Origin of the sequence: Dokdonella sp. (assembly GCF_041395345.1) — a bacterium.
Classification (GTDB): domain Bacteria; phylum Pseudomonadota; class Gammaproteobacteria; order Xanthomonadales; family Rhodanobacteraceae; genus Dokdonella.
Window position 1 is genome coordinate 88,066 of sequence record NZ_JAWLAR010000013.1, and the last position, 26,302, is coordinate 114,367.

Genomic DNA, 26,302 nt, shown 5'->3' on the forward strand with positions numbered 1-26,302 from the left:
ATGCCGCACGCTTCACTCGAGCTGAATCGACCCACCGGCGACGAGGTCAAGACGACCACGTGCTACATGTGTGCGTGCCGATGCGGCATCCGCGTGCATCTGAAGGATGGCCGCGTGCGCTACATCGACGGCAATCCGAAGCACCCGGTCAATCGCGGCGTGATCTGCGCCAAGGGTTCGGCCGGCATCAAGCAGCACTACTCGCCGGCACGCCTGTCCAAACCGCTGCTCCGCGTTGGCGAACGAGGCAAGGGCGAATTCCGCGAGATCGAATGGGACGAGGCGCTCGAACTGGCCGCGAAGTGGCTGGGCGACATCCGCAAGCGCAACCCCGACGAGCTCGCTTTCTTTACCGGACGCGACCAGTCCCAGGCCCTGACCGGCTGGTGGGCACAGCAGTTCGGCACGATCAACTATGCGGCTCATGGCGGCTTCTGCTCGGTCAACATGGCCGCCGCCGGCATGTACACGTTTGGCGGCAGCTTCTGGGAGTTCGGCGAACCCGATTGGGACCTGACCCGATACCTGATGCTCTGGGGTGTGGCCGAAGATCACGATTCCAATCCGATCAAGCTCGGCCTCGGCAAGCTCAAGGCACGCGGGGCCAGGATTGTCGCGATCAATCCGGTGCGCACCGGCTATGGCGCGATCGCGGATGAATGGGTGCCGATCAATCCGGGCACGGATGGCCTGCTTGCCGGCGCCCTTATCCACGAATTGCTGCGCCTGGACCGCATCGATTTCGACTATCTGGTGCGATACACCAATGCCCACCATCTGGTGATCCGTGATCCGGGTGCGGCGGATGATGGACTGATCGCGCGTGATGCCGACGGACATGCGCTGTGCGCGGCGCGGCGTGTCGTCGATCATTCTGGTGAAAGCCGGGATGTGGGCGGGAGAGTTGTCCTGGTCCGTGCGGACGCTACCGGCATCTCGCCGCTGGTCGTTGGCGAGTTCACGCTGGACGACGGGCGAACGGCGATCCCGTCATTCCAGCTGTTGGCGGAGCGCTACCTGGCTGAAGAGTGTTCACCCGAAGCGGTCAGCGAACGCTGCGGCGTCAGTGTCGAAACGATTCGGCGACTGGCCCGCGAACTGGCCGAAACCGCATTCGATCAATCGATCACGCTGGATCAGGCCTGGACCGACGCGCATGGCCGCCATCACGAGAAGATGATCGGTCGACCGGTCGCCATGCACGCGATGCGCGGCATCTCGGCGCATTCGAACGGCTTCCACACCTGCCGCACCCTGCATGTGCTGCAGATGTTGCTCGGCGCCATCGATACGCCCGGCAGCTTCCGCTACCAGCCGCCCTATCCCAAGCCTGCACCGCCGCCGAATCGCCCCGGCAAGGCGCGCAAGGACAATGGCCTGCTCGACGGCGGGCCGCTCGGCTATGTGCAGTGCCCGGATGATCTCCTGGTCGACGCCGAAGGTCGGCCGCGCCGGCTCGACAAGGCCTATTCCTGGGAGCACCCGCTGGCCGCACACGGACTCATGCATTCGGTGATCCGCAACGCCTGGGCCGGCGACCCCTACCGCATCGACACCCTTCTGATGTTCATGGCCAACATGGGCTGGAATTCGTCGATGAACACCAGCGAGACGCGGCGCATGCTCTGTGACCGCGACGAAGCCACGGGCGAATACCGCATTCCGCACATCATCTATTCGGACGCCTATCTGTCCGAAACGGTGGCCTTTGCCGACCTGGTCCTGCCCGATACGACCTACCTCGAACGGCACGACTGCATCAGCATGCTCGACCGGCCGATTTCGGATGCGGACTGCGCGGCCGATGCGATCCGCCAGCCGGTCATGCCGCCGGATCGCGACGTGCGTCCGTTCCAGGATGTGCTGATCGATCTGGGCACGCGCATCGGCCTGCCCGGTCTCCTGAAAGAGGATGGCAGCCCGAAGTATCCAGAAGGTTTTGCCCAGTACATGGTTGAACACGAACGCGCGCCCGGCGTCGGCATGCTAGCCGGCTGGCGCGGCACGGATGGTTCGAAGGCAGGCTTCGGCGAACCCAATCCTGACCAGATCAAGCGCTATGTCGAACATGGTTGCGTGTGGGAGGCCCGGGTTCCCGACGCGGCGCGCTACTACAAGATGGCCAACCAGGACTACCTGAACTGGGCCAGGTCGCTGGGATTCCTCGGCTCGACCGATCCGATCGTGTTGCAGTTGTACTGCGAGACACTGCAGCGTTTCCGTCTCGCTGCGCAGGGGCATGGCGCACAGCAGCCGCCCGAGCGCGAGCGCGAACGTGTCGAGCGCTATTTCGATCCCCTGCCATTCTGGTACGAAGACCTGGCTTCACGCGGGTCCCTCCGCCAAGAGCAAGGCAGAAGCGCATACCCGTGTGCGGACTCTTCCGAGAGCGATTTCCCGCTATCTGCGATAACCCAAAGACCGATGTTCATGTATCACAGCTGGGGGTCGCAGAATGCCTGGCTGCGGCAGATCACGACGCGCAACTATCTCTACCTGAACCCGCGCACGGCGTCGGAAAACAACGTGGCCGATGGCGACTGGATCTGGCTGGCATCGCCGCTCGGGCGCATCCGGGTCCAGGCAAAATTGCATGTGGCGACTGCTCCGGGCACCCTGTGGACGTGGAATGCCATCGGCAAGCGCAAGGGGGCCTGGAGGTTGAGCGACGATGCACCGGAAAATCGTGACGGCTTCCTGCTGAATCATTTGATCGACGAACTGCTGCCAGCGAAGTCCGACGGACATCGCCATGCCAATGCGGATCCGGTCACGGGTCAGGCGGCGTGGTTCGACTTGCGCGTGCGCATCGAGTGCGATCCGGAACCACAACGGGAAGGCCATCGCGTCGAGCTCAACCCGACAGGGAAAGCCGCATGACGACGCCGCAGTGGATGACCCTGGTGCTCGTGGTTGGTGCGATTGCGCTGTTCGCCAGCGAGAAGGTGCGCATCGACATCGTCGCCCTGATCGTGCTGGTGCTGTTGGTCGTGCTCGGCCTGGTCACGCCGACCGAAGCCCTGGCCGGCTTCAGCAACGAGGCCACGATCACGGTTGCCGCGATGTTCGCGCTGAGCCTCGGCATCGAGCGCTCCGGCGCACTCGAACCGCTGGGCCGCCTGCTGTCCCGCATTCGAAAACCCTGGCTGCTGACGCTGTGCCTGATGCTCGCGATTGCGCCGATGGGCGCGTTCGTCAAGAACATCGCCCTGGTCGCCACGTTTCTTCCGCTTGCGCTGCGGGTCTGCTCGAATACCGGAACCTCGCCGGCGCGCGTGCTGCTGCCGATGGCCTATGCCGCGCAGATGGGTGGCGTGTGCACCCTGATCGGAACCTCGTCCAACCTGCTCGCCGACAGCCTCGCCCAGCAGTACGGCATCGCCGGCTTTGGCGTATTCGAATTCACTCGCCTGGGCGCCTTGCTGGCCGTGGTCGGCATCATCTACCTGATGCTGGTCGGTCGCTGGTTGCTGCCGAAGCAGATCACGCCGATCGTGACCGTCGAGGCGGACATCGGAAAGTATGTCACCGAGCTCAAGGTCAGCGCCGATTCGCCCCTGGTCGGGCAAACCATCGCGGACGCGAAACTGGGTGACAAGTACGGTGTCTACCCGCTTGAGCTGCTGCGCGGCGACCGTCACCTGTGGTCGCCGCGATCACAGGAACTGGAAGTGGGCGATGTGCTGCTGGTGCGCGGCGACTGGGACAAGATCGAGGAGTTCCGCAAGCGCGCCGATCTGCAGATCGATCCGGAAAACCGCTACGGCCACGACAAGAGCAGCGCGCGCACCCTGGTCGAAGTGATGGTCAAGCCGGCCAGCAACATCGAAGGCAACTCGCTGGAAGAACTGGATTTCAGGCGCAATCACGATGCCATCGTCCTGGCCATCCACCAGCGCGGACGCATCCTGCGCGACAAGCTCAAGGACGTGCGCCTCGCTGCCGGCGATGTATTGCTGTTGCTGGTCGAGGACGACGCTGCCGGCGCCTTCCGCAACGATGAGCGCTTCGTCGTTCTGAGCGAACGCGAAGATACCCGCCGCACGTCACGACGGGCCATTGCCGCCGTATTGATCATGGTGTCGGTGGTACTCGTATCCGGACTGCACTGGTTGCCGATTCCGGTAGCCGCAATTGCCGGCGCCATCGCCATGGCAGTGGCCGGATGCTACGGGCGCAAGGATCTCTACCAGGGAATCGACTGGAAAATCATCATCCTTCTGGCGGCCATTCTGCCGTTGGGCACGGCCATCGAGAACAGCGGACTGTCGCAGACCCTGGTCAACGCAGGCATGGGGGTAGTCGGAGAGCACGGACCGCTGGCCGCCCTGCTGATGGTCTATCTGATGACGGCCCTGCTGACCGAACTGATGGGGCACAATCCTTCGGTGGTGCTGATGTGCGGCATTGCCGTCACCGTGGCCCATGCCGTGGATGCCGATCCTCGACCGTTCGTGATCGCAGTGGCCTTCGCCGCGGCCACCTCGTTTGCGACACCGGTCGGCTACCCGACCAACACGATGGTCTATTACGCGGGCGGCTATCGATTCATGGACTTCATGAAGGTCGGCATTCCCCTGATCGCGATCTTCTGCGCCATTTCGATGTACCTGATTCCGCAGTTCTGGCCGCTGCAACCATGACTCGCCTGCCGCCGCCGACCACCCGAAAGCTCGGCCTCGTGATCGACCTCGACACCTGTGTCGGTTGCCATGCCTGTGCGATCGCCTGCAAGGAATGGAACGAGGGCGGCGCATTCGGACCCTTGCCGGATGAGGAGGCCTATGGCGCGGAACCCATGGGAGTGTGGTTCAACCGCGTGCATAGCTACGAAGTAGCGGGATTCGGCAAGAGCGAATGCAAGAGCAATCGCAAGCCCGATGACTCCGAGTCTCCGCAGACCGCCTCTGCGAATCCCGATTCCCGAATCCCGAATCCCGCGAACGCGATGAGTGTCCACTTCCCGCGCTCCTGCCTGCATTGCGAGACGCCGGCCTGCGTGACGGTGTGTCCGACCGGGGCAAGCTACAAGCGAGCCGAGGACGGCATTGTCCTGGTCGATGAGGACAAGTGCATCGGTTGCCAGTTGTGCGCCTGGGCCTGCCCGTATGGCGCGCGAGAGTTCAGTGCGAAACGCGGGGTCATGCAGAAGTGCACGCTGTGCGTCGATCGCATCTACAACGAGACGCTCGACGAGGCTGATCGCCAGCCCGCCTGCGTACTGGCCTGTCCGACCCGCGCACGTCACTTCGGCGATCTCGGCGATGCCGAATCGAATGTCTCGAAACTGGTCGAAGAGCGTGGCGGCTACGCGCTGATGCCGGAGCTCGGCTACAAGCCCGTCAATCGCTACCTGCCGCCGCGTCCGCGACGCGATGCAGCGAGCGCGAAACCCGAACCCGCGCCCGAAGCCGTCGACAGCAAGCAACTGCCACCGCTGTTGCGCTGGGTCGATCGCGTACTGTCACGCTGAGAACAATCGACGATGCGCCCGACCTTTTCGATCATCTTCTTTACTGTGATTTCCGGCGCAGGCTACGGGCTGTGGTTTCTCCTCGGTGTTTTGCTGTTGCTGTTCTGGCCGGAGATTCACCATGGAGACGGGTTGAACCTGATCCTGTTTACAGAACTGTTGACGTTCGGCCTGGGAATGGGTTTTCTGCTGGTCAGTAGCGGTCTGGTTTCTTCTCTCTGGCATTTAGGCAAACCCTCGCGTGCCTGGCGCGCCTTTTCGCAATGGCGCAGTTCGTGGCTTTCTCGCGAAGGGGTCGCCGCGATCCTGACCTATTTGCCCGCTGTCGTGCTCGCCGGCGGATCCTTCTATGTCGACTGGCTGATACCGGCCTCGCACCCTGACGCGGACCTTGATTCGTGGTTCTGGATGCTTACTCCGACGAAGTTCCTTGGGAGCATCCTGCTGGTCTTCGGCTCATTTGCCACGGTCTGGTGCACCGCGCACATCTACGCCTGCATCAAACCTGTCCGTGTCTGGCACAATCGCAAGGTCGTCATCGGCTATCTATTGCTAGCTCTCTTTACGGGCGCACTTTTTGCCTGGGTGCTGACATCGATTTCCTTTGGCGGCACCAGGCACCTCAAATACCTGCTTCCATTGATCGTTGCGACGGCCGTGGCCGGGGCCATTCTGAAGTTGCGGTATTGGCGCTTCGTTGATGAAGGGCCGAGCGCTACCACCGGCGATGCCATCGGTCTTGGTACGCTGGGCGCGGTCGGCTCATTCGAGCAGCCGCATACCGAAGAAAATTACCTGACCCACGAAATGGGCTTCCGCCTTGCGCGCAAGCATTCGCGCAAATTGCGCCGGATCTGCCTGGTGGCAGGATTCGGAGTTCCGGCGTTGCTAGCCCTGGCAAGCCTGCTGCTGCCGCGATTCGGCGGGGTGGCAGCATGGCTTTCTCTGTTCGCCGGCATGGGCGGAATCTTCATCGAACGCTGGCTGTTTTTCGCCGAGGCCAAGCACACCGTGATGCTCTACTACGGCGCGAGGAACGGATGAAATCCCGCTTTTCGTGGCCGCTATCTTGAGGCGTTTCCGCCACTTCGTTCATTTCGGGTTCAATTTCGCCCGCTAGCATCGCCACGCCTGCGTGACGTATCCAGGCGCTCAGATTCCCACCCATTCCTCGAGGAACCCGCCATGAAAACAGCTCTCCTTGCGAGCGCAATGCTGCTTGCGTTTCCGATTTGTGCATTCGCCCACGATCCTGCCGCCGATGAGAAGAAGGCCGACGAGAAGAAATCCGACGAGGGCTGGTCGGGGAGCGGCGAACTCGGTTTTGCGGCCACCAGCGGCAATACGCGATCGGAAAACCTCAACGTCAAGTTCAACATCAAGAAGGAGGACCCGTTGTGGAAGTACGGTTTCTACTTCAATGCGCTGCGCAGCAAGGGCGAGTCCAACGGCAGCTACGATGTCACTGCCAACCAGTACGAAACCGGCGCTTCGGCAGGCTACAAGTTCGACGAGCGCAGCTACCTGGTCGGCGCGGCCCGTTACCAGGACGACGAATTTTCGCCATACAGCTACCAGTTCGTGCTGTCGCTGAGCTACGGCTATACGCTCGTGAAGAATCCGAACACCGAATTCTTCGTCGAAATCGGTCCCGGCTATCGTCGTCTCGACCCGCAACCGTATGAGGTCACCAGCGGGGATCCGCCGGTCACCACGGAGATCGATCCGGATGCAGAGGACAATTTCGTCGGCCGTGGCCTGATGGCCTACAAGCACAAGTTCAACGACTCCACTTCATTCGAGAACATCAGCCTCGTCGAAGCCGGCTCGAACAATACCTATTTCCAGAACGACGCCGGACTCTCGGTCAGCATGAGCGATCGGCTGGCGCTGAAGCTCGGCTATCAGATCCGCTACAACTCGGAAGTCCGTGCAGGCCTGGACAAGACCGATCAGCTGGTTACCACCAACGTGGTGTTCAAGTTCTGAGGCGGTGACAGCCGCATGAGCGGACCTTGAAAATCCCCTTGCGGCCGAAAACAGGAACCATGGGGAACGGCGCGAAAGCGTACCCTCACCCCAGCCCTCTCCCGGGGGGCGAGGGAGCGAAAAGCTGGCTGGGTCCCAAATCGGAGTTTCGACCGCAGGAGTAGTGCGAGGCCCATGGTGTATCCATGGGCCGAAACAGCCTGCTAGACCTTGCGCAAGGCGCCGAGAATTTGATCGGCGCCGCGCTCCAGCAGCAATTCCGCAACCTGGTTGCCGAGGCTTTCACCGATATCCAGCCCGGAGCCCTCGACCTCGACCCGGATCAGGCGACCCGTGCCCGCATCGCCGACGAGTCCATACAGGGCCAGTCCGGCTTCGGTTTCAACACAGTAGCCGGCAATCGGCACGTTGCAGCTGCCATGCAGACGACGGTTCATCGCGCGCTCGCACTCCACGCAACGGCGCGTACTGGCATCATCCAGAGCACGGATGCGCTCGGCCACGCGCTCGTCGCCGAGGCGTTGTTCGATCGCGATGGCACCCTGAGCGACGGCAGGCAGCCAGTCCGGAGCAACCAGTCGCGAACGGATGCGCTCGGACAATCCGAGCCGCTCGAGTCCCGCGCAGGCGAGAATGATGGCGTCGTAGTGGCCTTCATCGAGGCGCGCAAGACGCGTGTTGACGTTGCCACGCAAGTCGAGTAGCTGCAGGTCCGGTCGTAGTGACCGCAGTTGCGCCTGCCTGCGCAGGGAAGAAGTTCCAACGCGTGCAGCATTCGGCAGCTGGTCGAGGCGGGTCACGCTGTTGCTGATGAAGGCGTCCGCTGCGTCCGCGCGTTCGAGCACGGCGCCGATGGAAAAACCCGGCTCAAGCTCCATGGGCACGTCCTTGAGCGAGTGCACGGCGATATCGGCACGCTCCTCGAGCATCGCGATTTCGAGCTCCTTGAGGAACAAGCCCTTGCCGCCGATTTCCGACAGCGGGCGATCCAGCACCTGATCACCGCGTGTGGTCATCGGCACGAGTTCGATTTCGAGATCCGGATGCGCGGCACGCAGACGCGTGGCGACATGTTCGGCCTGCCAGAGGGCCAGTGCACTCTTGCGCGTGGCAATGCGTAGATGCTTCATAGCGAGCGCACCAGCTTGCGTATCGAGGGAAGATTCCTGCGACTCACTTCGAGCTCGGCGTTGACGTTTTCCAGCCTGGCCAGTACACGACCGTCCGTGGTTCGAGCCAGGCCGGTCAATCGCTCGAGCGCGACCAGGCAGTTGCGATGGATGCGCACGAAGCGGTCGCCGAATTCCTGTTCCAGGGTCTTCAAGGGTTCTTCGATCAGCACTTCGCCGCCGGCATGGTGAACGATCACGTATTTGTCCTCGGCCAGCAGATAGTCGATTTCGGAAATGGGAACGAGCACGAGGTTTCCGCGAACGCGGGCGCAGAGATGGCTGCGCTCGCGCCGTCCGGCATCTTCGCGCTCGATGACCTCGACCGCTTCGCGACTGAAGCGCCCTGCGCGTTCGATGGCCGCGCGCAGGCGGTCGGCCCGGATCGGCTTGAGCAGGTAGTCGACGGCATTCGCATCGAAGGCAGCCAAGGCGTGTTCGTCGTAGGCCGTGCAGAAAACGATGGCCGGCGCGTTTTCGAACTTGCCAAGGTGGCGCGCCGCTTCGAGGCCGTCCATGCGCGGCATCCGGATATCCATCAGGACCAGGTCAGGTCGCAGCCTTTCGACCGCCTCGAGTGCTTCACGACCGTCAGCGGCTTCGCCGACCACCTCGATGGACGCAATATCGCCGAGCAGGTCGACCAGACGCTCACGGGCGAGGGATTCGTCGTCGACGACTAGGGTCCTCATCGTGTTGTCGCATCCGGCAAACGCACGGTCACCGTGAATTCTCCACGCTCGGGCTGCACCAGCAGCGCACCCTTCTCGCCAAAATGGTACTCGATGCGCGCGCGGACGTTGGACAGCGCATGGGCGTTGCGCGGAAGTGCCGCATCATCGGGAACCGGATTGTTCACGACGATTTCCACCCGCCCCGGCGAGCGGGTGCCGCGAATGCTCAACGTTCCACCCTCGGGCAGCCGCTGAATGCCGTGGTAGACGGCATTCTCCACAAGTGGCTGCAACAGCAGGGCGGGCATCGGCAAGTCTCGCGGCAGCTCGTCCAGCTCGAGCTGCAATCGCAACCTGTCGCCGAGACGCAGGCCCTCAATGCGCAGATACTGTCCGATCAGGTCAAGTTCTTCGCCGAGGGTCGCCAGGGTTTCACGCGCACCGAGCGCCGCCCGAAAAAGATCGGAGAGATCTTCCACGGCGCGTTCTGCATCCTGCGGCCGCTTGCGGATCAGGCTGGCGATCGTGTTCATGCTGTTGAACAGGAAATGCGGACGTATGCGTGCCTGCAGGGCGTCCACCTGTGCCTTGGCTGCGGCGCGGATACGCTCCTGCCACAGCTCGCGAATGTAGAGGTAACGCAACAGGGCTGCTGCAATCAGGGCGCAGATGGCAGCATTGCCCAGCGAGAAACGCCAGCCGGAGCCCGGTGGTGAAGTCAGCCCGAATCCGAGTGCATGGTCCATCGAGTAAACCACGGCGCTTCCGAGCGCCGTGGTGACCACGGCGAGTGCCCAGGCCACGAAGAATCCGAGACGTATGGACAGGCGCTCCAGGGTCTCGCGCGAGGAACACAGGACCACGGCATTGAGCAGGGCCAGCCACTGCACGAAGACGCTTGCGATGGCGAGCTCGCTGATCCAGGAGCGCGCGACACGATCCGGTGCCATGGCGATCACCAGCGCAACGATCTCGGCCACGACCATCAGGGCAAACAGCGTCGGCAGACTGCAGAACTGCGGCAGCCAGCGATGCTTTTCGGATTCAGCCATACCGCCTCCCATGCCGATGGTCGATTATGCAGCGCGCGGGATGAATCAGCTCAGGTTGCGTACCCTCGCGCTGATCCAGTTGCGCAGATCGGCGATTTCCTCCATGCAGACCTGATGCGCCATGGCGTAGCTGTGCCAATCCACGCTGTAGCCCAGCGAGCGCAGGAAATCGCGGCTCAACATGCCCAGCGTCTGCGGCACGACGGGATCGAGGCTGCCATGTCCCATGAAGATCGGCACATCCGCATTCGCGGCAGAGCGCTCGGTTTCGAGCTGTCGTTCCAGCGGCAGGTAGCCTGAAAGCGCAATGACGCCGGCCAGGCGTTCGGCATGTCGCAAACCCGTCGAGATCGACATGGCGGCACCCTGCGAAAATCCGGCCAGGATGATCTTCGCAGCCGGAATGCCGCGCTCTACTTCGCGCGCGATCAGGGCCTCGACCTGCGTGATCGACTGGCGAATGCCGGTTTCGTCCTGTCGTTGCGCGATCTCCATTCCGGTGATGTCGTACCAGGCACGCATCGTCATGCCACCGTTGACCGTAATGGGCCGTCTCGGCGCATGCGGAAACACGAATCTCGCCGTCGGCCAGTCCGCTGCGACAATTTCAGGGACCATCGACACGAAGTCGTTGCCGTCCGCGCCGAGGCCATGCAACCAGATCACCGCGAATTGCGGGTTGCGACCTGTTTCCTTTTCCACACACTCGAGCACCATGTTCCATCCTCGTCCGACGAATCGGGCAGGCTGCCCGATTCGTCGTCGAATGCCAAGTGCGCCAGGCGCGCGAACCCGCGCAAGCGCTGACTTCTGGCGCATTGCAGGCCTGCATCGAGCAGGTATCCTGTGCGATTGCCTTTTTCCGGAGATTTCGACGATGTCACGATTCGCCGTTGCCGCACTGACTGCCTGGCTATGCGCGCTTGCCGCACCGGCAGGCGCCATTACGCTGGAACAGTCCATGGCCGATCCGGACTGGATCGGGCCACCGGTCGAGTCGCCGTACTGGAGTGTCGACGGCAAGTCGATCTACTACCGGCTCAAGCGCGAAGGATCCACGATTCGCGATCTGCACCGCATCGATCTGGAGACCGGAAAGGATGTGCTGATCGATCCGGCACTGATGGCCAGTGCGGATGGCAAGGATGCGGTCTTCGATCGCAGCCGGAATCAGGCCGCGTTTGTCCGCAATGGCGATATCTTCATTCGTGATCTTCGCAACAGCCAGCTGATCCAGGTTACCCGGTCGCCGCAGACCGAAGCCGCCCCGCAATTCAGCGCCGACGGGCGCGCACTCCAGTTTCGCGTTGCAAACGACTGGTTCAGCTACGACATCGCCAGTCGCGTCACCGCGCCCGCCGCCGTGGTCAAGGCCGAAGCGGATCCCGAGGCGAGCAAGCCGGATGATCTCGGTGAGCTGCAACTGCGACTGTTCTCTACCCTGCGCACGATCAAGGACGATCGCGAAGCGACGAAGAACAATGACGAGGCATTCCGCAAGGGCGATGCGACGCGCTCGCCGCAGCCGTTCTACCTGGGCAGCGACGTCGACATCGAAGGCACCGCGCTGTCTCCGAATGGCCGCACCCTGCTGATCGTGACGACGGCCAAGGACTACGACAAGGGCAAGATCGCGAAGCTGCAGCACTACGTGACCGAGTCCGGTTACGAGGAACAGGAAGACGAACGCGTGCGTGTCGGCCGCAATGCGCCGGCACCGGCCACGATCTGGTTGCTCGACCTGGCCGATCACCGCCAGACAAGACTTTCCATGGAGGACCTGCCAGGCAGCAAGGATGATCCCCTGGCGAAGGTCCGCGAAGAAAATCAGAAAGCCAGGGAAACCGGTGGGAAGCAGGAAAAGAAGACTGCAGAGCCGGCGAAGTCGGACGAGCCGAAAGTTCGGGATATCAATGTGGCCGACATGATCTGGAGCCCGGACGGCAGCCAGGTCGCGATCCAGTTGCGCGCCATCGACAACAAGGATCGCTGGATAGCCCGCGTCGATTTCAAGCACGACAAGCTGGTCAGCGAACACCGCCTCAGTGACGAAGCCTGGATCAACTGGTACTTCAATGATTTCGGCTGGACGCCCGACAGCCGCCAGCTCTGGTACCTCAGCGAAGAGAGCGGCTACTCGCAGCTCTACATCAAGACGCCGGGGTCACGTGCCAGGGCGCTGACATCGGGCACGTTCGAAATCTCCGAACCCGAGCTTTCTGCGGATGGCCAATGGTTCTATGTGCTCAGCAACGCACAGGCCCCCTACGCCTACGATGCCTACCGCGTTGCAGCCAGCGGCGGAAAACTCGAACGCCTGACCCGCGTCGAGGGTCTGGACGGATTCGAACTTTCGCCCGATGACGGCCAGCTCGCCCTGTTGCAGTCCACGACCTATGTGCCACCGCAGCTGTCGCTGGTTGCCGCCACCGGTGGCCAGCCGCGCCTGCTCACCGACACGCTTACGCCGGAATACAAGGCGCTCGAGTGGCCGAAACTGGAAATTGTCGAGGTTCCGTCCAGCCACGTCGATGCACCGATCTACGCCAAGCTGTACAAGCCGGCGGACTTCGACGCGAGCCGCAAGTATCCGGCCGTGCTGTTCGTGCACGGCGCCGGCTATCTGCAGAACACGATCAGCGGCTACCCGAATTATTTCCGTGAGCAGATGTTCCACAATCTGCTTACCTCGAAAGGCTATGTCGTGCTCGACATGGATTACCGCGCCTCGAAGGGTTACGGCCGCGACTGGCGCACCGCGATCTACCGTCAGATGGGTCACCCGGAACTCGAAGACCTGATCGACGGGGTGAACTGGCTGGTGGCCAACCATTCCGTGGATCGCTCTCGCATCGGCGTCTACGGCGGTTCCTACGGCGGTTTCATGGCCCTGATGGCGATGTTCCGGGCGCCGGAGGTGTTCTCGGCCGGTGCGGCCCTGCGCCCGGTCACCGACTGGACGTCGTACAACCACGAGTACACTTCGAACATCCTCAACACGCCGCAGGTCGATCCGATCGCCTACCAGCGATCATCGCCGATCGAATTCGCCGATGGCCTGCAGGGCGGCCTGCTGATTGCCCACGGCATGCTGGATGACAACGTCCTGTTCCAGGATTCGGTGCGCCTGAACCAGCGCCTGATCGAGCTGCGCAAGGACGACTTCGAGCTGGCCGGCTATCCGCTGGAACGTCACGGCTTCGTGCATTCGGATTCCTGGTACGACGAATACCGGCGCATCCTGAAACTGATGGATACGCATATCGGTACGCCAGGGCCCACTCCGGCTCGGTAGGCTTCACCTCCAGCAGGGCCCGCTTCGGCGGGCCTTGTTGCCTGCGCCTGGCCAACGCACTGCCGCAGACCTGCCACGGCATCGGAAAGCCGCAATCGCGCCACGCAAAAGCCCGATATCGACGAGAAACTGTGATCCCGTTCAGCGCTTGTTGTTGCGCTGCAAGGGAGAATGTTAAGCCTTCGTTATTCCAGTTTCGCGCCAGCTTTGTTAGGATGCACATGAGGTTCACTGGATAACCTCATGATGGTACTAAGAAATGTCGATCTCAATCATTTCGATCATGCTCGTTTCCCTGGCTGCACTCGCCGCCGTTTGCGTGCGCCGCATTCCCGAGGGTCAGGTCTACTCGCTACGCCGATTCGGCGGGCACACCCGATTTGTCGGCGCAGGCATGCATTTCATGCTGCCCCTGATCGAGCGCGTCTCGCACAAGATGAGCTTGACCGGCTCGACCATCGAAGTCAGCGGCGCCCTCTCGAACGGCGAGAACTACGCGGCATCGGTCTATTACCAGGTGCTCGATCCGCAACGGGCCGACCAGGTCATCGAGTGCGTCGATGCCCTGCTGAGCGACCAGACCACCCGCCTGCTGGCCGGTGACTCGGTCCCGCCGGAAACCGCGGAACGCCGTATCTGGCTCAAGCAGGGCCTCAATAGCGAGGTTCGCGAGCGTGGCCTGCTGGTCACGCGGATCGATCTGCGCAGCGCAGCCTGAACCGATTCCCGGCAGGACCCATGGTTCCGAGGCCTGCCCTGGACAGGGCGCATGACGCCTGCATGGCCTGATCAGCGTTGCCTTGAGCGCGATTGACCCCGATACTGGCGCCCCTTTCGATTCCGAGCGACTCATGTCCAACCGCGAACCGCTGAGGCAGCGGCTGCGTGCGGGGCTGACGGCGCTGAAGCTCGATCTGGACGATTCGACCGTCGAGCGTCAGCTCGACTATGTCGAACTGCTGTTGCGCTGGAACGCCGCCTACAACCTGACTGCCGTGCGCGATCCCGGCGAAATGATCACGCGACACCTGCTCGATTCGCTGGCGGTGTTGCCCCATGTTTCCGGAACGTCGCTGGCCGACCTGGGCACAGGCGCGGGAATTCCCGGCATTCCGTTGGCGTTGGCCCGACCGGAACTTGAGGTTCAGCTCGTTGATTCGAATGGCAAGAAGGCACGATTCCTGCGCGAGGCCGTCCGTCACCTGAAACTGGCGCGGGTCCGGGTCGTGGAGTCCCGGGTCGAAGCGGTCGAGGGCGAGTTTGATTGCATCACGGCCCGTGCTTTCGCGACACTGGCGGACATGCTGGGCTGGGCGGGCCATCTGCTCAAGCCCGAAGGTCGCTGGCTGGCGCTGAAGGGGCGATTCCCGCAGGATGAGCTGGACGCACTGCCCAGCGGCTTCGTGATAGAAGCCGTACATCGTCTGGAGGTACCCGGCCTCGATGCCGAGCGCCATCTGGTCATCATCAAACGCAGCCAGGATCTGGCGGCTGCCGGGACACATTCATGACACGCATCATCGCCGTCGCAAATCAGAAGGGTGGAGTCGGCAAGACCACAACGGCCGTCAACCTGGCCGCGGCGCTTGCCGAAACACGCCGGAAAGTCCTGCTGGTCGATCTTGATCCACAGGGCAACGCGACCATGGCGGCCGGTGTCGACAAGCGCGAGGCAAAGCCGAATGGCTGCGACGTGCTGCTCGAGGAAGCTGCCATCGAAGATGCCATCGTCAAGACCGAGAGCGGCTTCGACCTGCTTCCTGGCAGTGGCGACCTGACCGCGGCCGAGATCAAGCTGATGGACGCCCTGGCCCGCGAGCACCGGCTCAAGGAACAACTGGACAAGCTCGGCGATCGCTACCACACGATCCTGATCGACTGCCCGCCATCATTGCACCTGCTTACCCTGAATGCGCTGACCGCCGCGCATGGCGTCCTGATACCGATGCAGTGCGAATACTTCGCCCTCGAAGGCCTGTCCAGTCTGGTCGACACGATCAAGGCCGTGCGCAAGCGCCTGAATCCCGGACTCGAAATCGAGGGCCTGCTGCGAACGATGTATGACGTGCGCAACAATCTCAGCAATGACGTGTCGGCGCAGTTGCACAAGCACTTTGGCGAGAAGCTGCTGCGCTCGATCATTCCCCGCAATATCCGGCTCGCCGAGGCACCCAGCCACGGCAAGCCGATCAACCTTTACGATCGTGAATCACGCGGCGCCATCGCCTACTTCGGTCTCGCCGGCGAAATGCTCCGCCGCGAGCGCACGCCCGCCGCAGCGACCGCAGCAACCAGTTAGGAATACGCAGCAATGGCAGCAAAAAAACGCGGGCTTGGGCTCGGTCGCGGGCTTGATGCCCTGCTCGGCGGCAACGACGATGCCAACGAGAACGCAGCGAACAGCGCGAATGCGGAAGGGGATTTGCGCTCGCTCGCCGTCACGTCGATCAGCGCCGGCAAATACCAGCCGCGGCGCCATTTCGACGAAGACCTGTTGCAGGAACTGGCCGAGTCGATCAAGTCGCAAGGCGTGATCGAACCGATCATCGTCCGCAGCGCCGGCAAGAACCGCTTCGAATTGATTGCCGGCGAACGACGCTGGCGCGCCAGCCAGCTGGCCGGCATGGCGGAAATTCCCGCCCTGGTGCGCGACATCGACGATCGTTCCGCAATCGCCATTGCGCTGATCGAGAACATCCAGCGTGAAGACCTTTCTCCACTGGAGGAGGCGCAATCCCTTTCACGCCTGATCGCGGAATTCAAGCTGACCCATCAGCAAACTGCGGATGCGGTCGGACGCTCGCGCGCCTCGGTCTCCAACCTGCTGCGCCTGCTCGAATTGCCCGATGAAATTCGCAAGCTGCTTGATGACGGCAAACTCGAGATGGGCCACGCACGCGCATTGCTGACCTTGCCGCCAGCCCGTGCCATCGCGCTGGCATCCAGAGCCATCGACAACGAATGGTCGGTTCGTCAACTCGAAGAGGCGGTCCGCGGTGCCACGGAATTGCCACGGGGCAAGCCCGCGAAACCGAAACGCGACGCCAACATCGAATCGCTGGAAAACGAACTGGCCGAGAAACTCGGTGCGCGAGTTGCGATCAACCATGGCCGCGGCGGTCGCGGCAAGGTTGTCATCCAGTATCACAGCCTCGACGAACTCGACGGCATTCTCGGAAAAATTCGCTGATTCTCACTGGGTTTTGCAGGAGGCCCGTCAGGGGCGATACGGATGCGTATTTTCCTTCTCCTTTCGGGAGAAGGTGCCCGGCAGGGCGGATGAGGGTACGAGCGAAGTAGATGAACCCATGTCGCCGGAATTATTCGCCAGGTCGTACCCTCATCCGACGCTTCGCGCCACCTTCTCCCGAGGGGAGAAGGAATAGGCGCCGCGAGCGCACGCACCCCCTCGCTTTTGGATAAGCCCACGAATCGGCGATAATGGCGATCATGGCCGTTTCGCCATCGCGTGTACCGGCGCTCCAACCACAGGATACGGGCAATGACCCAGCTCTCCGTCGTCGTGCCGGTCTTCAACGAGCGCGACAATGTTCTGCCGCTGATCGATGAGATCACGGCGGCACTGCGTGGCAAGACGGATTTCGAGATCGTCTACGTCAACGATGCGAGCAAGGACGACACGCTTGCCGTGCTGTCTGCGGCGAAGACGGACAATCCCGAACTGCGCGTGATCAATCACGCTACGCAAAGCGGGCAAAGCACGGCCATACGCAATGGCATCAAGGCCGCACGTGGGATCTGGATCGCGACCCTGGACGGCGATGGCCAGAACGATCCGGCCGATATCCCGAAGCTGATCGCCATGCGCGACGAGTCTGCGGATTCGATCAAGCTGTTTGCCGGCTGGCGGGTCGAACGCAAGGACACCGGCAGCAAGCGGCTCGCCTCGCGCCTGGCCAATGCCATCCGCAGCCGCCTGCTGCGCGACGAGACCCCCGACACCGGCTGCGGGATCAAGCTGTTCGAGCGCGCCGCCTTTCTCGAACTACCCTATTTCGACCACATGCACCGCTACCTGCCGGCCCTGATGCAGCGCGCCGGCTGGCAGGTCAGGAGCGTACCGGTCAACCACCGCGCTCGTGGCGCTGGGGTTTCCAAGTACAACAACTTCAACCGCGCCCTGGTCGGCATAGCCGACCTGCGCGGCGTGGCCTGGCTGATCCGGCGCTCGAAACGCACGGAAACCGAGGAAATCTAGACCCGTTCGGCCACCTGGGCCATGCCTGTGCGGGGTCGGATTGCATCGCCGACGTTGCCAGCCGAGCCGGATTAGGCTATAAAGCGCGGCTCGCTTCGGCCCTTTCCCCGCTTTGCGGATCGGCAGATTCCGGTACACGACCCTCTGTCGCATTGCCGAAGCACCCCAGCATCGTGTGGCGCACTGTCGCCGCTGGGCCGTCTCCGTCCTGGCCAAGGGCGGTAACCGACAATGACGAGGTTCGCATGTCCAAGGTATGCCAAGTCACCGGAAAGAGTTTCCAGTCCGGTAATAACGTTTCACACGCCAACAACAAGACCCGCCGCCGCTGGCTGCCGAACCTTCACGAACGCCGTTTCTGGGTCGCGGGCGAGAATCGCTGGATCAAGCTCAAGGTTTCGAGCCACGGTCTTCGTACCATCGACAAGAAGGGTATCGAAGTAGTCATTGCCGAGCTGCGTGCGCGCGGCGAGAAGATCTGAGGAGTATCGAATCATGGCATCCAAGCGCGACAAGATCCGCCTCGTGTCCTCTGCTGGCACCGGCCATTTCTACACCACCGACAAGAACAAGAAGACCACGCCCGACAAGATGGAGATCAAGAAGTACGATCCCGTCATTCGCAAGCACGTGGCCTACAAGGAAGCCAAGATCAAATAACGATCTGGCATTCCCGCAAGAAACCCGCCAGTTGGCGGGTTTTTTGTTTTCCGCGCATGGCATGATGGTCGCGAGCGGAGTTCGATCCGCACCTCGTCCTTGCCCTCAGAAGCCATAGCCGGAACAATCCGCGCGGCATGAATGACTCTTTACCCGTTCTCACCCTCGATCAGGTCAGCCGCCAGTTGTCCGGGCGCACGATCGTCGAGGGCCTGGACTTCCGCATCCGTCGCGGCGAAGTGCTCGGTCTGCTCGGCATCAATGGTGCAGGCAAGTCGACCACGCTGCGCATGATGTCCGGCCTGCTCGCACCGAGCAGCGGCACGGTGCGGCTCGGCGAGCTCGATCTGTATGCGCATCCCGAGCAGGCCCAGCGCGATATCGGCTATCTGGCCGAAGATCCGCCCCTGTACGGCGAGCTCAGTGTCGAGGAGTACCTGCGCTTTTGCGCGCGTCTGCATGACCTCCGGGGGCCGGCGGTGGGGACGGCGGTTGAACGCGCGATCGAGCGCTGCGAACTCGGTGACATGCGCCGCCGTCTGACCGGCCTGTTGTCGAAAGGCTTCAGGCAACGTGTCGGGCTGGCTCAGGCCATCGTTCACGAGCCCGCCCTGATCGTGCTCGACGAACCGGCATCGGGTCTCGATCCGATCCAGGCCCTGCGTCTGCGCGAGCTGATCCGCAATCTGGCCGACAGCCATGCGGTCGTGCTTTCCACGCACGTGCTCTCGGATGTGCTGGCCTGTTGCGACCGTGTCGCCATCCTGCATCACGGGCGCCTTCGCCATTCCGCAATCCTGTCGGAACTGGATGCCAGTGCCGCGGTGCTGGTCCGTGTCGAGCGCGCACTGACGCGCGATGACTGGATGAAGTTGGCCATTGTCGCCGATGCCGAACCTGCTAACGCCGGACGCTGGCGCATCAGGCTGCAGGAAGGCGCGCACTCCGGCGCGCTGGCCAACGCGATCGGGGAACAGGGTTTCGGCCTGCAGGAATTGCGCGGCGACAACAACGCGCTCGAGCAGGTGTTCGTCAGCATCGCGGCCGAAGGCAAGCACACCGGGGCGGCCGCATGAAGTCGATCGGATTGATTGCCGCGAACGACCTCAGGCGCCAGTTCTTCCAGCCATTTGCCTGGATCCTGCTGGCCCTGACCAGCGCGCTGCTGGCCTGGCAATTCCTGATCGCCTTCGATGCCTACCTGCGCATTGCACCCAAGCTCGACGCGGTCGCGAATTCGCAGGGCGCCACCGACCTGATTGCCGTTCCGCTGCTGCGCGCCCTGTCCGGCATGCTGATGCTGATCGTACCGCTGGCGACGATGCACACCCTGGCAGGCGAGCGACGCGCGAACACCCTGCCCCTGCTGCAGGCCGCCGGCGTGCGCAGCTTCGACATCGTCACCGGCAAGTTTCTCGGCGCGCTGGCACTGGTGACCCTGATCATCGCGATGGCGATGCTGATGCCGCTGTCGCTGCAGCTCGGCACGCATCTGGACCTCGGCCGGCTCGCAGCCGTTGCCTTCGGTCTGTTTCTCTTTGCCATGAGCCTCAGCGCCATCGGCGTGCTGTGTTCGGCCTGGACCGCGCATCCGGTCCTTGCGGCCACGGCGGCACTGATCATCGGCAGCCTGCTGGCCATGCTCGACATGGGCGCACGCTTCCAGGGCATCGACAATGCGCTGATCAACTGGCTCTCGATGTCGACCCATCTGGAGCCGTTTTTCCTGGGGCTGGTGGCCAGCATCGACATTGTCTACTTCCTGCTTGTGACCGTCCTCGCCCTGTTGTTTGCGGCGCGACGTCTCGACAGCCTGCGGACACGCGGTTAGCCATGCGCGAACGCCTGAACAACCTGATCCATGTACTGCTGCTGGTCGGCATCGCGCTGCTGATCGGATTCCTCAGCACGCGCTACGGATTCGTGCACGATTTCAGCCGCATGCAACGCGCCAGCCTCGGCGAAGAATCGGTACGCATGCTGGCGTCGCTGGATGGCCCGGTCGAAGTCGTTTCCTACGCGCGCCCGCAAGGCAATCTGCGCAAGACCATTTCGGATTTCATCGACCGCTACCATCGGGTCAAGCCCGACCTGACACTCGCGTTCGTCGACCCCGATGCCGACCCGGCGGCGATTCGCGCCCTCGGCATTCAGATCGACGGCGAAATCGAACTCCGCTACCAGGGTCGCAGCGAACGCCTCAAGGTATTGAGCGAAGCCGAGCTGAGCAGCGCGCTGTTGCGCCTGTCGCGTGCGCGCGAGCGGCTCGTGGCGTTTCTCGAAGGTGAAGGCGAGCGCCGGCCCGATGGCGCTGCCAACGCCGATCTTGGCCAGTTTGGCGCGGTACTCAAGCAACGCGGCATACGCAGCCTGAACCTGGCCCTGGCCAATACCGGCAAGGTGCCCGACAACGTCGACCTGCTGGTCATTGCAAATCCGCGTGTTGCCCTTGCCGGTCCGGCCGCCATGGAGGTCGTCGACTACATTGAACGCGGCGGCAACCTGCTCTGGCTGCTCGAGCCGGATGAGGCCAGCGGACTGGATGCGCTGGCCGAGGCGCTGTCGATCCGCGTGCTGCCTGGTGTCATCGTCGATGGCGCCAGCCAGTCGTTCGGCATCGATGATCCGAGCTTCGTCGCCGTCAACCGCTATCCGGCCCATGCCATCGATGAGAACTTCGATCTTGGCACCGTGTTTCCACAACCGGTCGCCCTGGCCCAGCTGACACCGCCACGCTGGGACTTCAAGCCGATCCTGCAAAGCTCGGCGCAGTCCTGGAATGAAACCGGCCACATCCCCAGGCCCGGCGAACCCGAAGGAACGGTGCGCTACGACGGCGCCGACGGCGAGATTTCCGGGCCCCTGGATTTCGGCTTTGCGCTCTCGCGGTTGTCGCCCAAACCCGGCGAGAACGAGCAGCGCGTCGTCGTGATCGGCGACGGAGATTTCCTCTCCAACAGCTTCCTTGGCAATGGCGGCAATCGCGAACTGGGCACGCGCATTTTCGACTGGCTGCTGGCCGATGACGCCCTGATCCATGTCGTCGAACGCGCTGCCGAGGATCGGGAGATCACCCTGTCCGATACCGCGCTGGCGATCATCGGCTTCGGCTTCCTGCTCGGCCTGCCGATTCTGCTGATCGCTGCCGGCCTGTGGATCCGTTTCCGCCGGCGCCGCCACTGATGCAGCGCGCGACACGAACCAATCTGATCCTGGTTGGCATCGCCGGCCTGCTCGGACTTGCCGTGTTCTGGCAGGTCGGCACGGAAACCGCGCGCTTCGAACCGCCTTTGAGTACCCTTGATCCGGCCCGCGTCGAGCGCGTCGCGGTCAACTGCCATGCCTGTACCGTACGTCGCTTCGAACGACGCGACGGGCAGTGGCAGATGCTCGAGCCCTATGCGTTGCCCGCCGATGACGCGATGGTGGAGCGCCTGATCGATATTGCCGCTTCGCCGGTGCGGTTGCGCAGGCCACTGCACGAACTCGAACCGAAAAAGATCGGGCTGGACCCACCTCTGATGCAGCTCGTGCTGGATGACGAGTCGTTTGATATCGGCGTGACCGATGCATTGCGCGGCGATCGCTACGTGCGCAGCGGCGATGTCGTCGCCATGCTGCCCGACCGCTTCAGTCCGTTCCTCACGGCCACGGCGGAAAGCGAACTGGACCGTCATCTGGTTCCGCGCGGCGCCATGCTGGAACGTGTGAGCATCGATGGGGAGGAAGTCCCGGGAGTGCTGGCGGACTGGTCGGCCGTCGTTGCCACGCACATCCGTGCAGGCAATGCCGAGCCTGCACCTGCCGGTACGCTCGTCGAGCTCGGTCTGGACAATGGATCGGTGCTGACCTATCGAATCGATCGCCGCACGGACACCCCGATTGCCTGGCGCACCCAGCCCGATCTCGGCTTTGAACTGGATCCCGCCGTCCTCGACCGTCTGCTCGGCGAGCATCGCGGCCCGACTCCGTAAGCGGCTACCGGCATGCCAGAACTACCTGAAGTCGAAACCACCCGCCTCGGCATTTCGCCCCACCTGCTGGGCCAGCGCGTCACGAAACTCGTGGTTCGCCAGCCGAAGCTGCGCTGGCCGATTCCGCCGAGCTTGATCAAGGCATTGCCCGGACAGCGCATCGACGCCGTCGAACGCCGCGCGAAGTACCTGCTCGTGCATACGTCGGCGGGCAGCGCCGTGCTGCATCTCGGCATGTCCGGCAGCCTGCGCGTCCTCGATGCAGGAACGCCTGCCGGCAAACACGATCACTACGATTGGCAGCTCGATTCCGGACGCCTGCTGCGCTTCACCGATCCGCGTCGCTTCGGCAGCCTGCTGTGGCAGGCGCCGGGCCGCACGCACAAGGTGCTGGTCGCGCTCGGTCCCGAACCGCTTGGCGACGCATTCGATGGCGACTATTTGTGGCGGCTGTCGCGTGGACGCTCTGCCGCGGTCAAGACCTTCATCATGGACCAGGCCATTGTCGTCGGCGTCGGCAACATCTACGCTGCCGAGGCCCTTTTCGCCGCCGGCATCCACCCGCGACGCAAGGCCGGATCGGTTTCGCGTGCGCGCTACCGCCTCCTCGCCGAAGCGATCCGGCGCATTCTCCACTATGCGATCCAGCGCGGAGGCACCACCCTGCGCGACTTCATCTCGCCCGACGGCGTACCCGGCTATTTCGAACAGGAACTCTACGTCTACGGCCGCGCCGGCGAACCCTGCCGCAACTGCGGCTCAACGATCCGCTCGATCGTGCTGGGCCAGCGTTCGACGTTTTATTGCCCTGCGTGTCAGCGGTGAATGGCCGGCAAAGACACAGGAGACGGCCGTAGGAGCGGCTTCAGCCGCGATGCTGTTGCTCCTAAAGCGTTTCTATGGGCACCAGGAGCAGGAGCATCGCGGCTGAAGCCGCTCCTACGGTTGCTTGAGGGAGTTACAGTGGCAGGACGGGCTGCTGCAACTCGATGCGGCCTGCGCCGGCGACGATCTTCTTGAATTCGGCGCGACTGACCGAGACATAGCGTTCGTTGCCACCGATTTCGACCTGCGGTCCGTCGGTCACCGCACGCCCGTGCTCGTCGACACGGACCACCATGGTGGCCTTGGCGCCGCTGTGGCAGATCGTCTTGATTTCCTCGAGGTGGTCGGCCCAGGCCAGCAGGTACTGGCTGCCCTCGAACAGCTCACCGCGAAAATCCGTACGCAAGCCGTACGCGAGCACCGGAATGCCGCGCTGGTCGACCACGTCGGTCAGTTGCCAGACCTGGGCCTTGCTGAGGAATTGCGCCTCGTCGACCAGGACACAATCGAGCTTGCCACGTTCTGCGATATCCGCATCGATCAGCGCGAGCAGGTCATCCTCGCGTTCGAAGCGCAGACCCTCGGCCTTGAGCCCGATCCGCGAGGCCACCACTCCCTCGCCGGCCCGGTTGTCGAGTTTCGGCGTCAGTATCCGCGTGCGCATGCCGCGCTCGTGATAGTTGTACGCACTCTGCAGCAGCATCGTGGTCTTGCCGGCATTCATGGCCGAGAAGTAGAAATAGAGTTTGGCCATGGCGATGCCGGGATTGGGGATTGGAGAGTCGGGATTCGAATTTGAAAGCCAGGAATTCGAGATCGGGGATTCGATTTCGCTCCTGCGTTCAAGTTTCGCACAGCTTCAGAGATTCGTGATTTCGCCACATGACGAATCAAGCCAACCTGCGCGACAATGGCGAGTCGCGCCCTTGCGAATCCCTTCTCCCGAATCCCCAATCCCGGCCGCAAATGCTCAACCCCCATCAACGCGCTGCCATCGAGTACTGTGATGGCCCCCTGCTCGTGCTTGCCGGTGCCGGTTCGGGCAAGACGCGGGTGATCACGGAGAAGATTGCGCACCTGATCCGGCGCAAGAACCTTTCCGCGTCGAAGATTGCCGCGATCACCTTCACCAACAAGGCGGCGCGCGAGATGCGCGAACGCGTCGGCAAGCTTATCCAGGGTCCGGCTGCCGAGGGCCTGACGGTTTCGACGTTCCACGCGCTGGGTCTCAAGTTTCTCCAGCTCGAGCATGCGCGCGCGGGCCTGCGGCGCGGATTTTCGGTGCTCGATGCCGATGACAGCCAGGGCCTGATCAAGGATCTCGCGCCGAAGGGCATCAAGAACGATGCCTTGTGGGCCCTGCAGTCGCTGGTCTCGCGGGCCAAGAACGAGGGCCTGACGCCGGAACAGGCCGCGCAGTCGGCTGCCGGCGCCCGCGAGCAGGAAGCGGCCGCCATCTACGCTGCCTACCAGAGGCGACTGGCCGCCTTCAATGCCGTGGATTTCGACGACCTGATTCGCCTGCCCCTGCAGATTCTCGAGGGCGACGACGAGGCCCGGGCAGTCTGGCAGGAGCGCATCCGCTATCTGCTGCTCGACGAATACCAGGACACCAATACCGCGCAGTATCGTCTGGTCCGCGCGCTGGCCGGCGAGCGCGGCATGTTTACCGCAGTCGGTGATGACGACCAGAGCATCTACGCCTGGCGCGGCGCGAATCCCGAGAATCTCGAATTGCTGTCTAGCGATTACCCGAAGCTCAAGGTCATCAAGCTCGAGCAGAACTACCGCTGCGGGCGTCGCATCCTGCGCGTGGCCAACGCGCTGATCGCCAACAACGATCATCTGTTCGCCAAGAAACTCTGGAGCGAACGTGATGAAGGCACGCCGATTCGCGTGCTCGAATGCAAGGACGACGAACACGAGGCGGAACGGGTCGCTGCGGAAATCGCGCATCTGGCCGAAAAGCACAAGGCACGCTGGAATGAGTTTGCGGTGCTCTATCGGGGCAACCATCAATCCCGCGCCCTGGAGAAATCCCTGCGCATCGCCCGGGTGCCCTATCACCTCACTGGTGGCACGGCGTTTCTCGACCGAGCCGAGGTCAAGGATCTGCTCGCCTACCTGCGCCTGGTCAACAATCCCGATGACGACGCGGCCTTCCTCCGCATCGTGAACATTCCGCGCCGGGATATCGGTGCCACGTCGCTGGAGAAGCTGGGTCAGGCTGCCGGCGCTCGCCATCTCTCGATGTTCCGTGCCGCGCAGAATGATGCGGTGCTCGCCGAACTGGCGCCACGCCCGGCTTCCGCCCTGGCCGGATTCGTCGCATTGGTACGCGAGCTGGCCCGATCAGCCGAGCGCAAGACCGCAGCAGAGCTTGTCGACGAACTGATGGAGCGCGTCGGCTATGCCGCGCATGTTGCGGCCCTGTACAAGGAACCGGGTCTGCGCGCGCGTCGACTGGAAAACCTCAATGAACTGGGCGAGTGGTTCCGGGCCATGCAGAAGGAAGGCAGTGCCGGCGATCTGGCCGCACAACTGGCCCTGCTGACCCACGGCGATCGCGATGATCCCGGCAATGCCGTTCGCCTGATGACCCTGCATTCGGCAAAGGGCCTCGAATTTCGCTATGTATTCATCATCGGCGTCGAGGAAGGCACCTTCCCGCATGAGTCCAGCATCGAAGAGGGACGGCTCGAGGAAGAGCGTCGACTCATGTATGTCGGCATCACCCGGGCCAAGGAACAGCTGGCCCTGAGTTTCGCGCGGCGCAAGCGGCGTTTCGGCGAGATCATCGCGAATGATCCGAGCCGGTTCCTTGCCGAGCTCCCGGCGAGCGACCTGCACTGGTCCGGACGTGACGCAGAGCAGGACGAAGTCCAGCGCAAGGAAGTGGCCAGCTCCAGCCTGGCCAGGCTGGCTGCCCTGTTCGACGACTGAATGCGCCGGTGCGCCACTTGTTCAGCGTT

The 26,302-nt window shown here is 62.9% G+C and carries 24 protein-coding genes; 19 read left to right on the forward strand and 5 right to left on the reverse strand.

Going from position 1 to position 26,302, the window contains the following annotated elements:
• The 5 genes from R3F00_RS12885 (at window position 1) to R3F00_RS12905 (ending at window position 7,462) form a co-directional block, all read left to right on the forward strand.
• Window positions 1–2,880 (forward strand): molybdopterin oxidoreductase family protein, encoded by a 2,880-nt coding sequence (locus tag R3F00_RS12885; RefSeq protein ID WP_371282197.1) that lies wholly within the window; start codon window positions 1–3, stop codon window positions 2,878–2,880.
• Window positions 2,877–4,643 carry an SLC13 family permease gene (locus R3F00_RS12890; protein ID WP_371282198.1) on the forward strand — a complete coding sequence of 589 codons (1,767 nt, stop codon included), beginning with the start codon at window positions 2,877–2,879 and terminating at the stop codon, window positions 4,641–4,643. Before R3F00_RS12885 ends, R3F00_RS12890 begins: the two co-directional genes overlap by 4 nt.
• Window positions 4,640–5,473 carry a 4Fe-4S dicluster domain-containing protein gene (locus R3F00_RS12895; protein WP_371282199.1) on the forward strand — a complete coding sequence of 278 codons (834 nt, stop codon included), beginning with the start codon at window positions 4,640–4,642 and terminating at the stop codon, window positions 5,471–5,473. Before R3F00_RS12890 ends, R3F00_RS12895 begins: the two co-directional genes overlap by 4 nt.
• A 12-nt stretch (window positions 5,474–5,485) precedes the next feature.
• Window positions 5,486–6,517 carry a dimethyl sulfoxide reductase anchor subunit family protein gene (locus R3F00_RS12900; RefSeq protein WP_371282200.1) on the forward strand — a complete coding sequence of 344 codons (1,032 nt, stop codon included), beginning with the start codon at window positions 5,486–5,488 and terminating at the stop codon, window positions 6,515–6,517.
• A 141-nt stretch (window positions 6,518–6,658) separates the two neighbouring features.
• Window positions 6,659–7,462 carry a YdiY family protein gene (locus tag R3F00_RS12905; RefSeq protein ID WP_371282201.1) on the forward strand — a complete coding sequence of 268 codons (804 nt, stop codon included), beginning with the start codon at window positions 6,659–6,661 and terminating at the stop codon, window positions 7,460–7,462.
• Window positions 7,463–7,665: 203 nt separating this feature from the next.
• Here R3F00_RS12905 and hemC read toward each other — a convergent pair whose 3' ends face one another.
• From hemC to R3F00_RS12925, 4 genes are read right to left on the reverse strand one after another with little or no spacing between them, the layout of a single operon-like run.
• Window positions 7,666–8,592 carry a hydroxymethylbilane synthase gene (gene hemC, locus R3F00_RS12910; protein ID WP_371282202.1) on the reverse strand — a complete coding sequence of 309 codons (927 nt, stop codon included), beginning with the start codon at window positions 8,590–8,592 and terminating at the stop codon, window positions 7,666–7,668.
• On the reverse strand, window positions 8,589–9,323 hold the full coding sequence (locus R3F00_RS12915) for a LytR/AlgR family response regulator transcription factor (RefSeq protein ID WP_371282203.1): 735 nt from the start codon (window positions 9,321–9,323) through the stop codon (window positions 8,589–8,591). The genes hemC and R3F00_RS12915 overlap by 4 nt, the downstream gene beginning before the upstream one ends.
• Window positions 9,320–10,357: a sensor histidine kinase gene (locus R3F00_RS12920; protein WP_371282204.1), complete on the reverse strand. Its 1,038-nt coding sequence runs from the start codon at window positions 10,355–10,357 to the stop codon at window positions 9,320–9,322. The genes R3F00_RS12915 and R3F00_RS12920 overlap by 4 nt, the downstream gene beginning before the upstream one ends.
• 45 nt (window positions 10,358–10,402) lie before the next feature.
• Complete coding sequence (locus R3F00_RS12925) at window positions 10,403–11,074, reverse strand: alpha/beta hydrolase (protein ID WP_371282205.1); 672 nt, start codon at window positions 11,072–11,074, stop codon at window positions 10,403–10,405.
• A gap of 160 nt (window positions 11,075–11,234) precedes the next feature.
• Here R3F00_RS12925 and R3F00_RS12930 point away from each other — a divergent pair, with 160 nt between their 5' ends.
• The 13 genes from R3F00_RS12930 to mutM all read left to right on the forward strand — a co-directional run bounded on the left by R3F00_RS12930 (window position 11,235) and on the right by mutM (window position 23,330).
• On the forward strand, window positions 11,235–13,652 hold the full coding sequence (locus tag R3F00_RS12930; protein ID WP_371282206.1) for a prolyl oligopeptidase family serine peptidase: 2,418 nt from the start codon (window positions 11,235–11,237) through the stop codon (window positions 13,650–13,652).
• 259 nt (window positions 13,653–13,911) lie between these two features.
• Window positions 13,912–14,370, forward strand: a complete 459-nt coding sequence (locus R3F00_RS12935) for an SPFH domain-containing protein (RefSeq protein WP_371282207.1) — start codon at window positions 13,912–13,914, stop codon at window positions 14,368–14,370.
• Window positions 14,371–14,503: 133 nt separating this feature from the next.
• Window positions 14,504–15,163 carry a 16S rRNA (guanine(527)-N(7))-methyltransferase RsmG gene (gene rsmG / locus R3F00_RS12940; protein WP_371282208.1) on the forward strand — a complete coding sequence of 220 codons (660 nt, stop codon included), beginning with the start codon at window positions 14,504–14,506 and terminating at the stop codon, window positions 15,161–15,163.
• Entirely contained in the window at window positions 15,160–15,951 is a 792-nt protein-coding gene (locus tag R3F00_RS12945) for a ParA family protein (protein WP_371282209.1), read from the forward strand. The genes rsmG and R3F00_RS12945 overlap by 4 nt, the downstream gene beginning before the upstream one ends.
• A gap of 12 nt (window positions 15,952–15,963) precedes the next feature.
• Window positions 15,964–16,842, forward strand: a complete 879-nt coding sequence (locus tag R3F00_RS12950; protein WP_371282210.1) for a ParB/RepB/Spo0J family partition protein — start codon at window positions 15,964–15,966, stop codon at window positions 16,840–16,842.
• A gap of 312 nt (window positions 16,843–17,154) precedes the next feature.
• Window positions 17,155–17,871, forward strand: coding sequence for a glycosyltransferase family 2 protein (locus tag R3F00_RS12955; protein ID WP_371282211.1), 717 nt, complete (start codon window positions 17,155–17,157; stop codon window positions 17,869–17,871).
• Window positions 17,872–18,116: 245 nt separating this feature from the next.
• On the forward strand, window positions 18,117–18,353 hold the full coding sequence (rpmB, locus tag R3F00_RS12960) for a 50S ribosomal protein L28 (RefSeq protein ID WP_371282212.1): 237 nt from the start codon (window positions 18,117–18,119) through the stop codon (window positions 18,351–18,353).
• A 13-nt stretch (window positions 18,354–18,366) separates the two neighbouring features.
• Window positions 18,367–18,531 (forward strand): 50S ribosomal protein L33, encoded by a 165-nt coding sequence (gene rpmG, locus R3F00_RS12965; protein WP_371282213.1) that lies wholly within the window; start codon window positions 18,367–18,369, stop codon window positions 18,529–18,531.
• Between the two features lie 137 nt (window positions 18,532–18,668).
• Window positions 18,669–19,607 (forward strand): ABC transporter ATP-binding protein, encoded by a 939-nt coding sequence (locus R3F00_RS12970; protein WP_371282214.1) that lies wholly within the window; start codon window positions 18,669–18,671, stop codon window positions 19,605–19,607.
• Window positions 19,604–20,362, forward strand: a complete 759-nt coding sequence (locus tag R3F00_RS12975; RefSeq protein ID WP_371282215.1) for an ABC transporter permease — start codon at window positions 19,604–19,606, stop codon at window positions 20,360–20,362. Before R3F00_RS12970 ends, R3F00_RS12975 begins: the two co-directional genes overlap by 4 nt.
• 2 nt (window positions 20,363–20,364) lie before the next feature.
• The gene (locus R3F00_RS12980) at window positions 20,365–21,714 is read left to right on the forward strand and encodes a GldG family protein (protein ID WP_371282216.1); all 1,350 of its coding nucleotides are present in this window, start codon (window positions 20,365–20,367) and stop codon (window positions 21,712–21,714) included.
• Window positions 21,714–22,505, forward strand: a complete 792-nt coding sequence (locus tag R3F00_RS12985) for a hypothetical protein (protein ID WP_371282217.1) — start codon at window positions 21,714–21,716, stop codon at window positions 22,503–22,505. Before R3F00_RS12980 ends, R3F00_RS12985 begins: the two co-directional genes overlap by 1 nt.
• Before the next feature lie 12 nt (window positions 22,506–22,517).
• On the forward strand, window positions 22,518–23,330 hold the full coding sequence (gene mutM / locus R3F00_RS12990; protein WP_371282218.1) for a bifunctional DNA-formamidopyrimidine glycosylase/DNA-(apurinic or apyrimidinic site) lyase: 813 nt from the start codon (window positions 22,518–22,520) through the stop codon (window positions 23,328–23,330).
• Window positions 23,331–23,463: 133 nt separating this feature from the next.
• Here the strand turns inward: mutM and R3F00_RS12995 are convergent, their stop codons facing one another.
• A complete protein-coding gene (locus R3F00_RS12995; protein WP_371282219.1) occupies window positions 23,464–24,084 on the reverse strand; it encodes a thymidine kinase in 621 nt (206 codons plus the stop codon).
• 212 nt (window positions 24,085–24,296) lie between these two features.
• Between R3F00_RS12995 and R3F00_RS13000 the strand changes: the two genes are divergently transcribed.
• Window positions 24,297–26,273 (forward strand): UvrD-helicase domain-containing protein, encoded by a 1,977-nt coding sequence (locus tag R3F00_RS13000; RefSeq protein WP_371282249.1) that lies wholly within the window; start codon window positions 24,297–24,299, stop codon window positions 26,271–26,273.
• The last annotated feature ends 29 nt before the right edge of the window (window positions 26,274–26,302 follow it).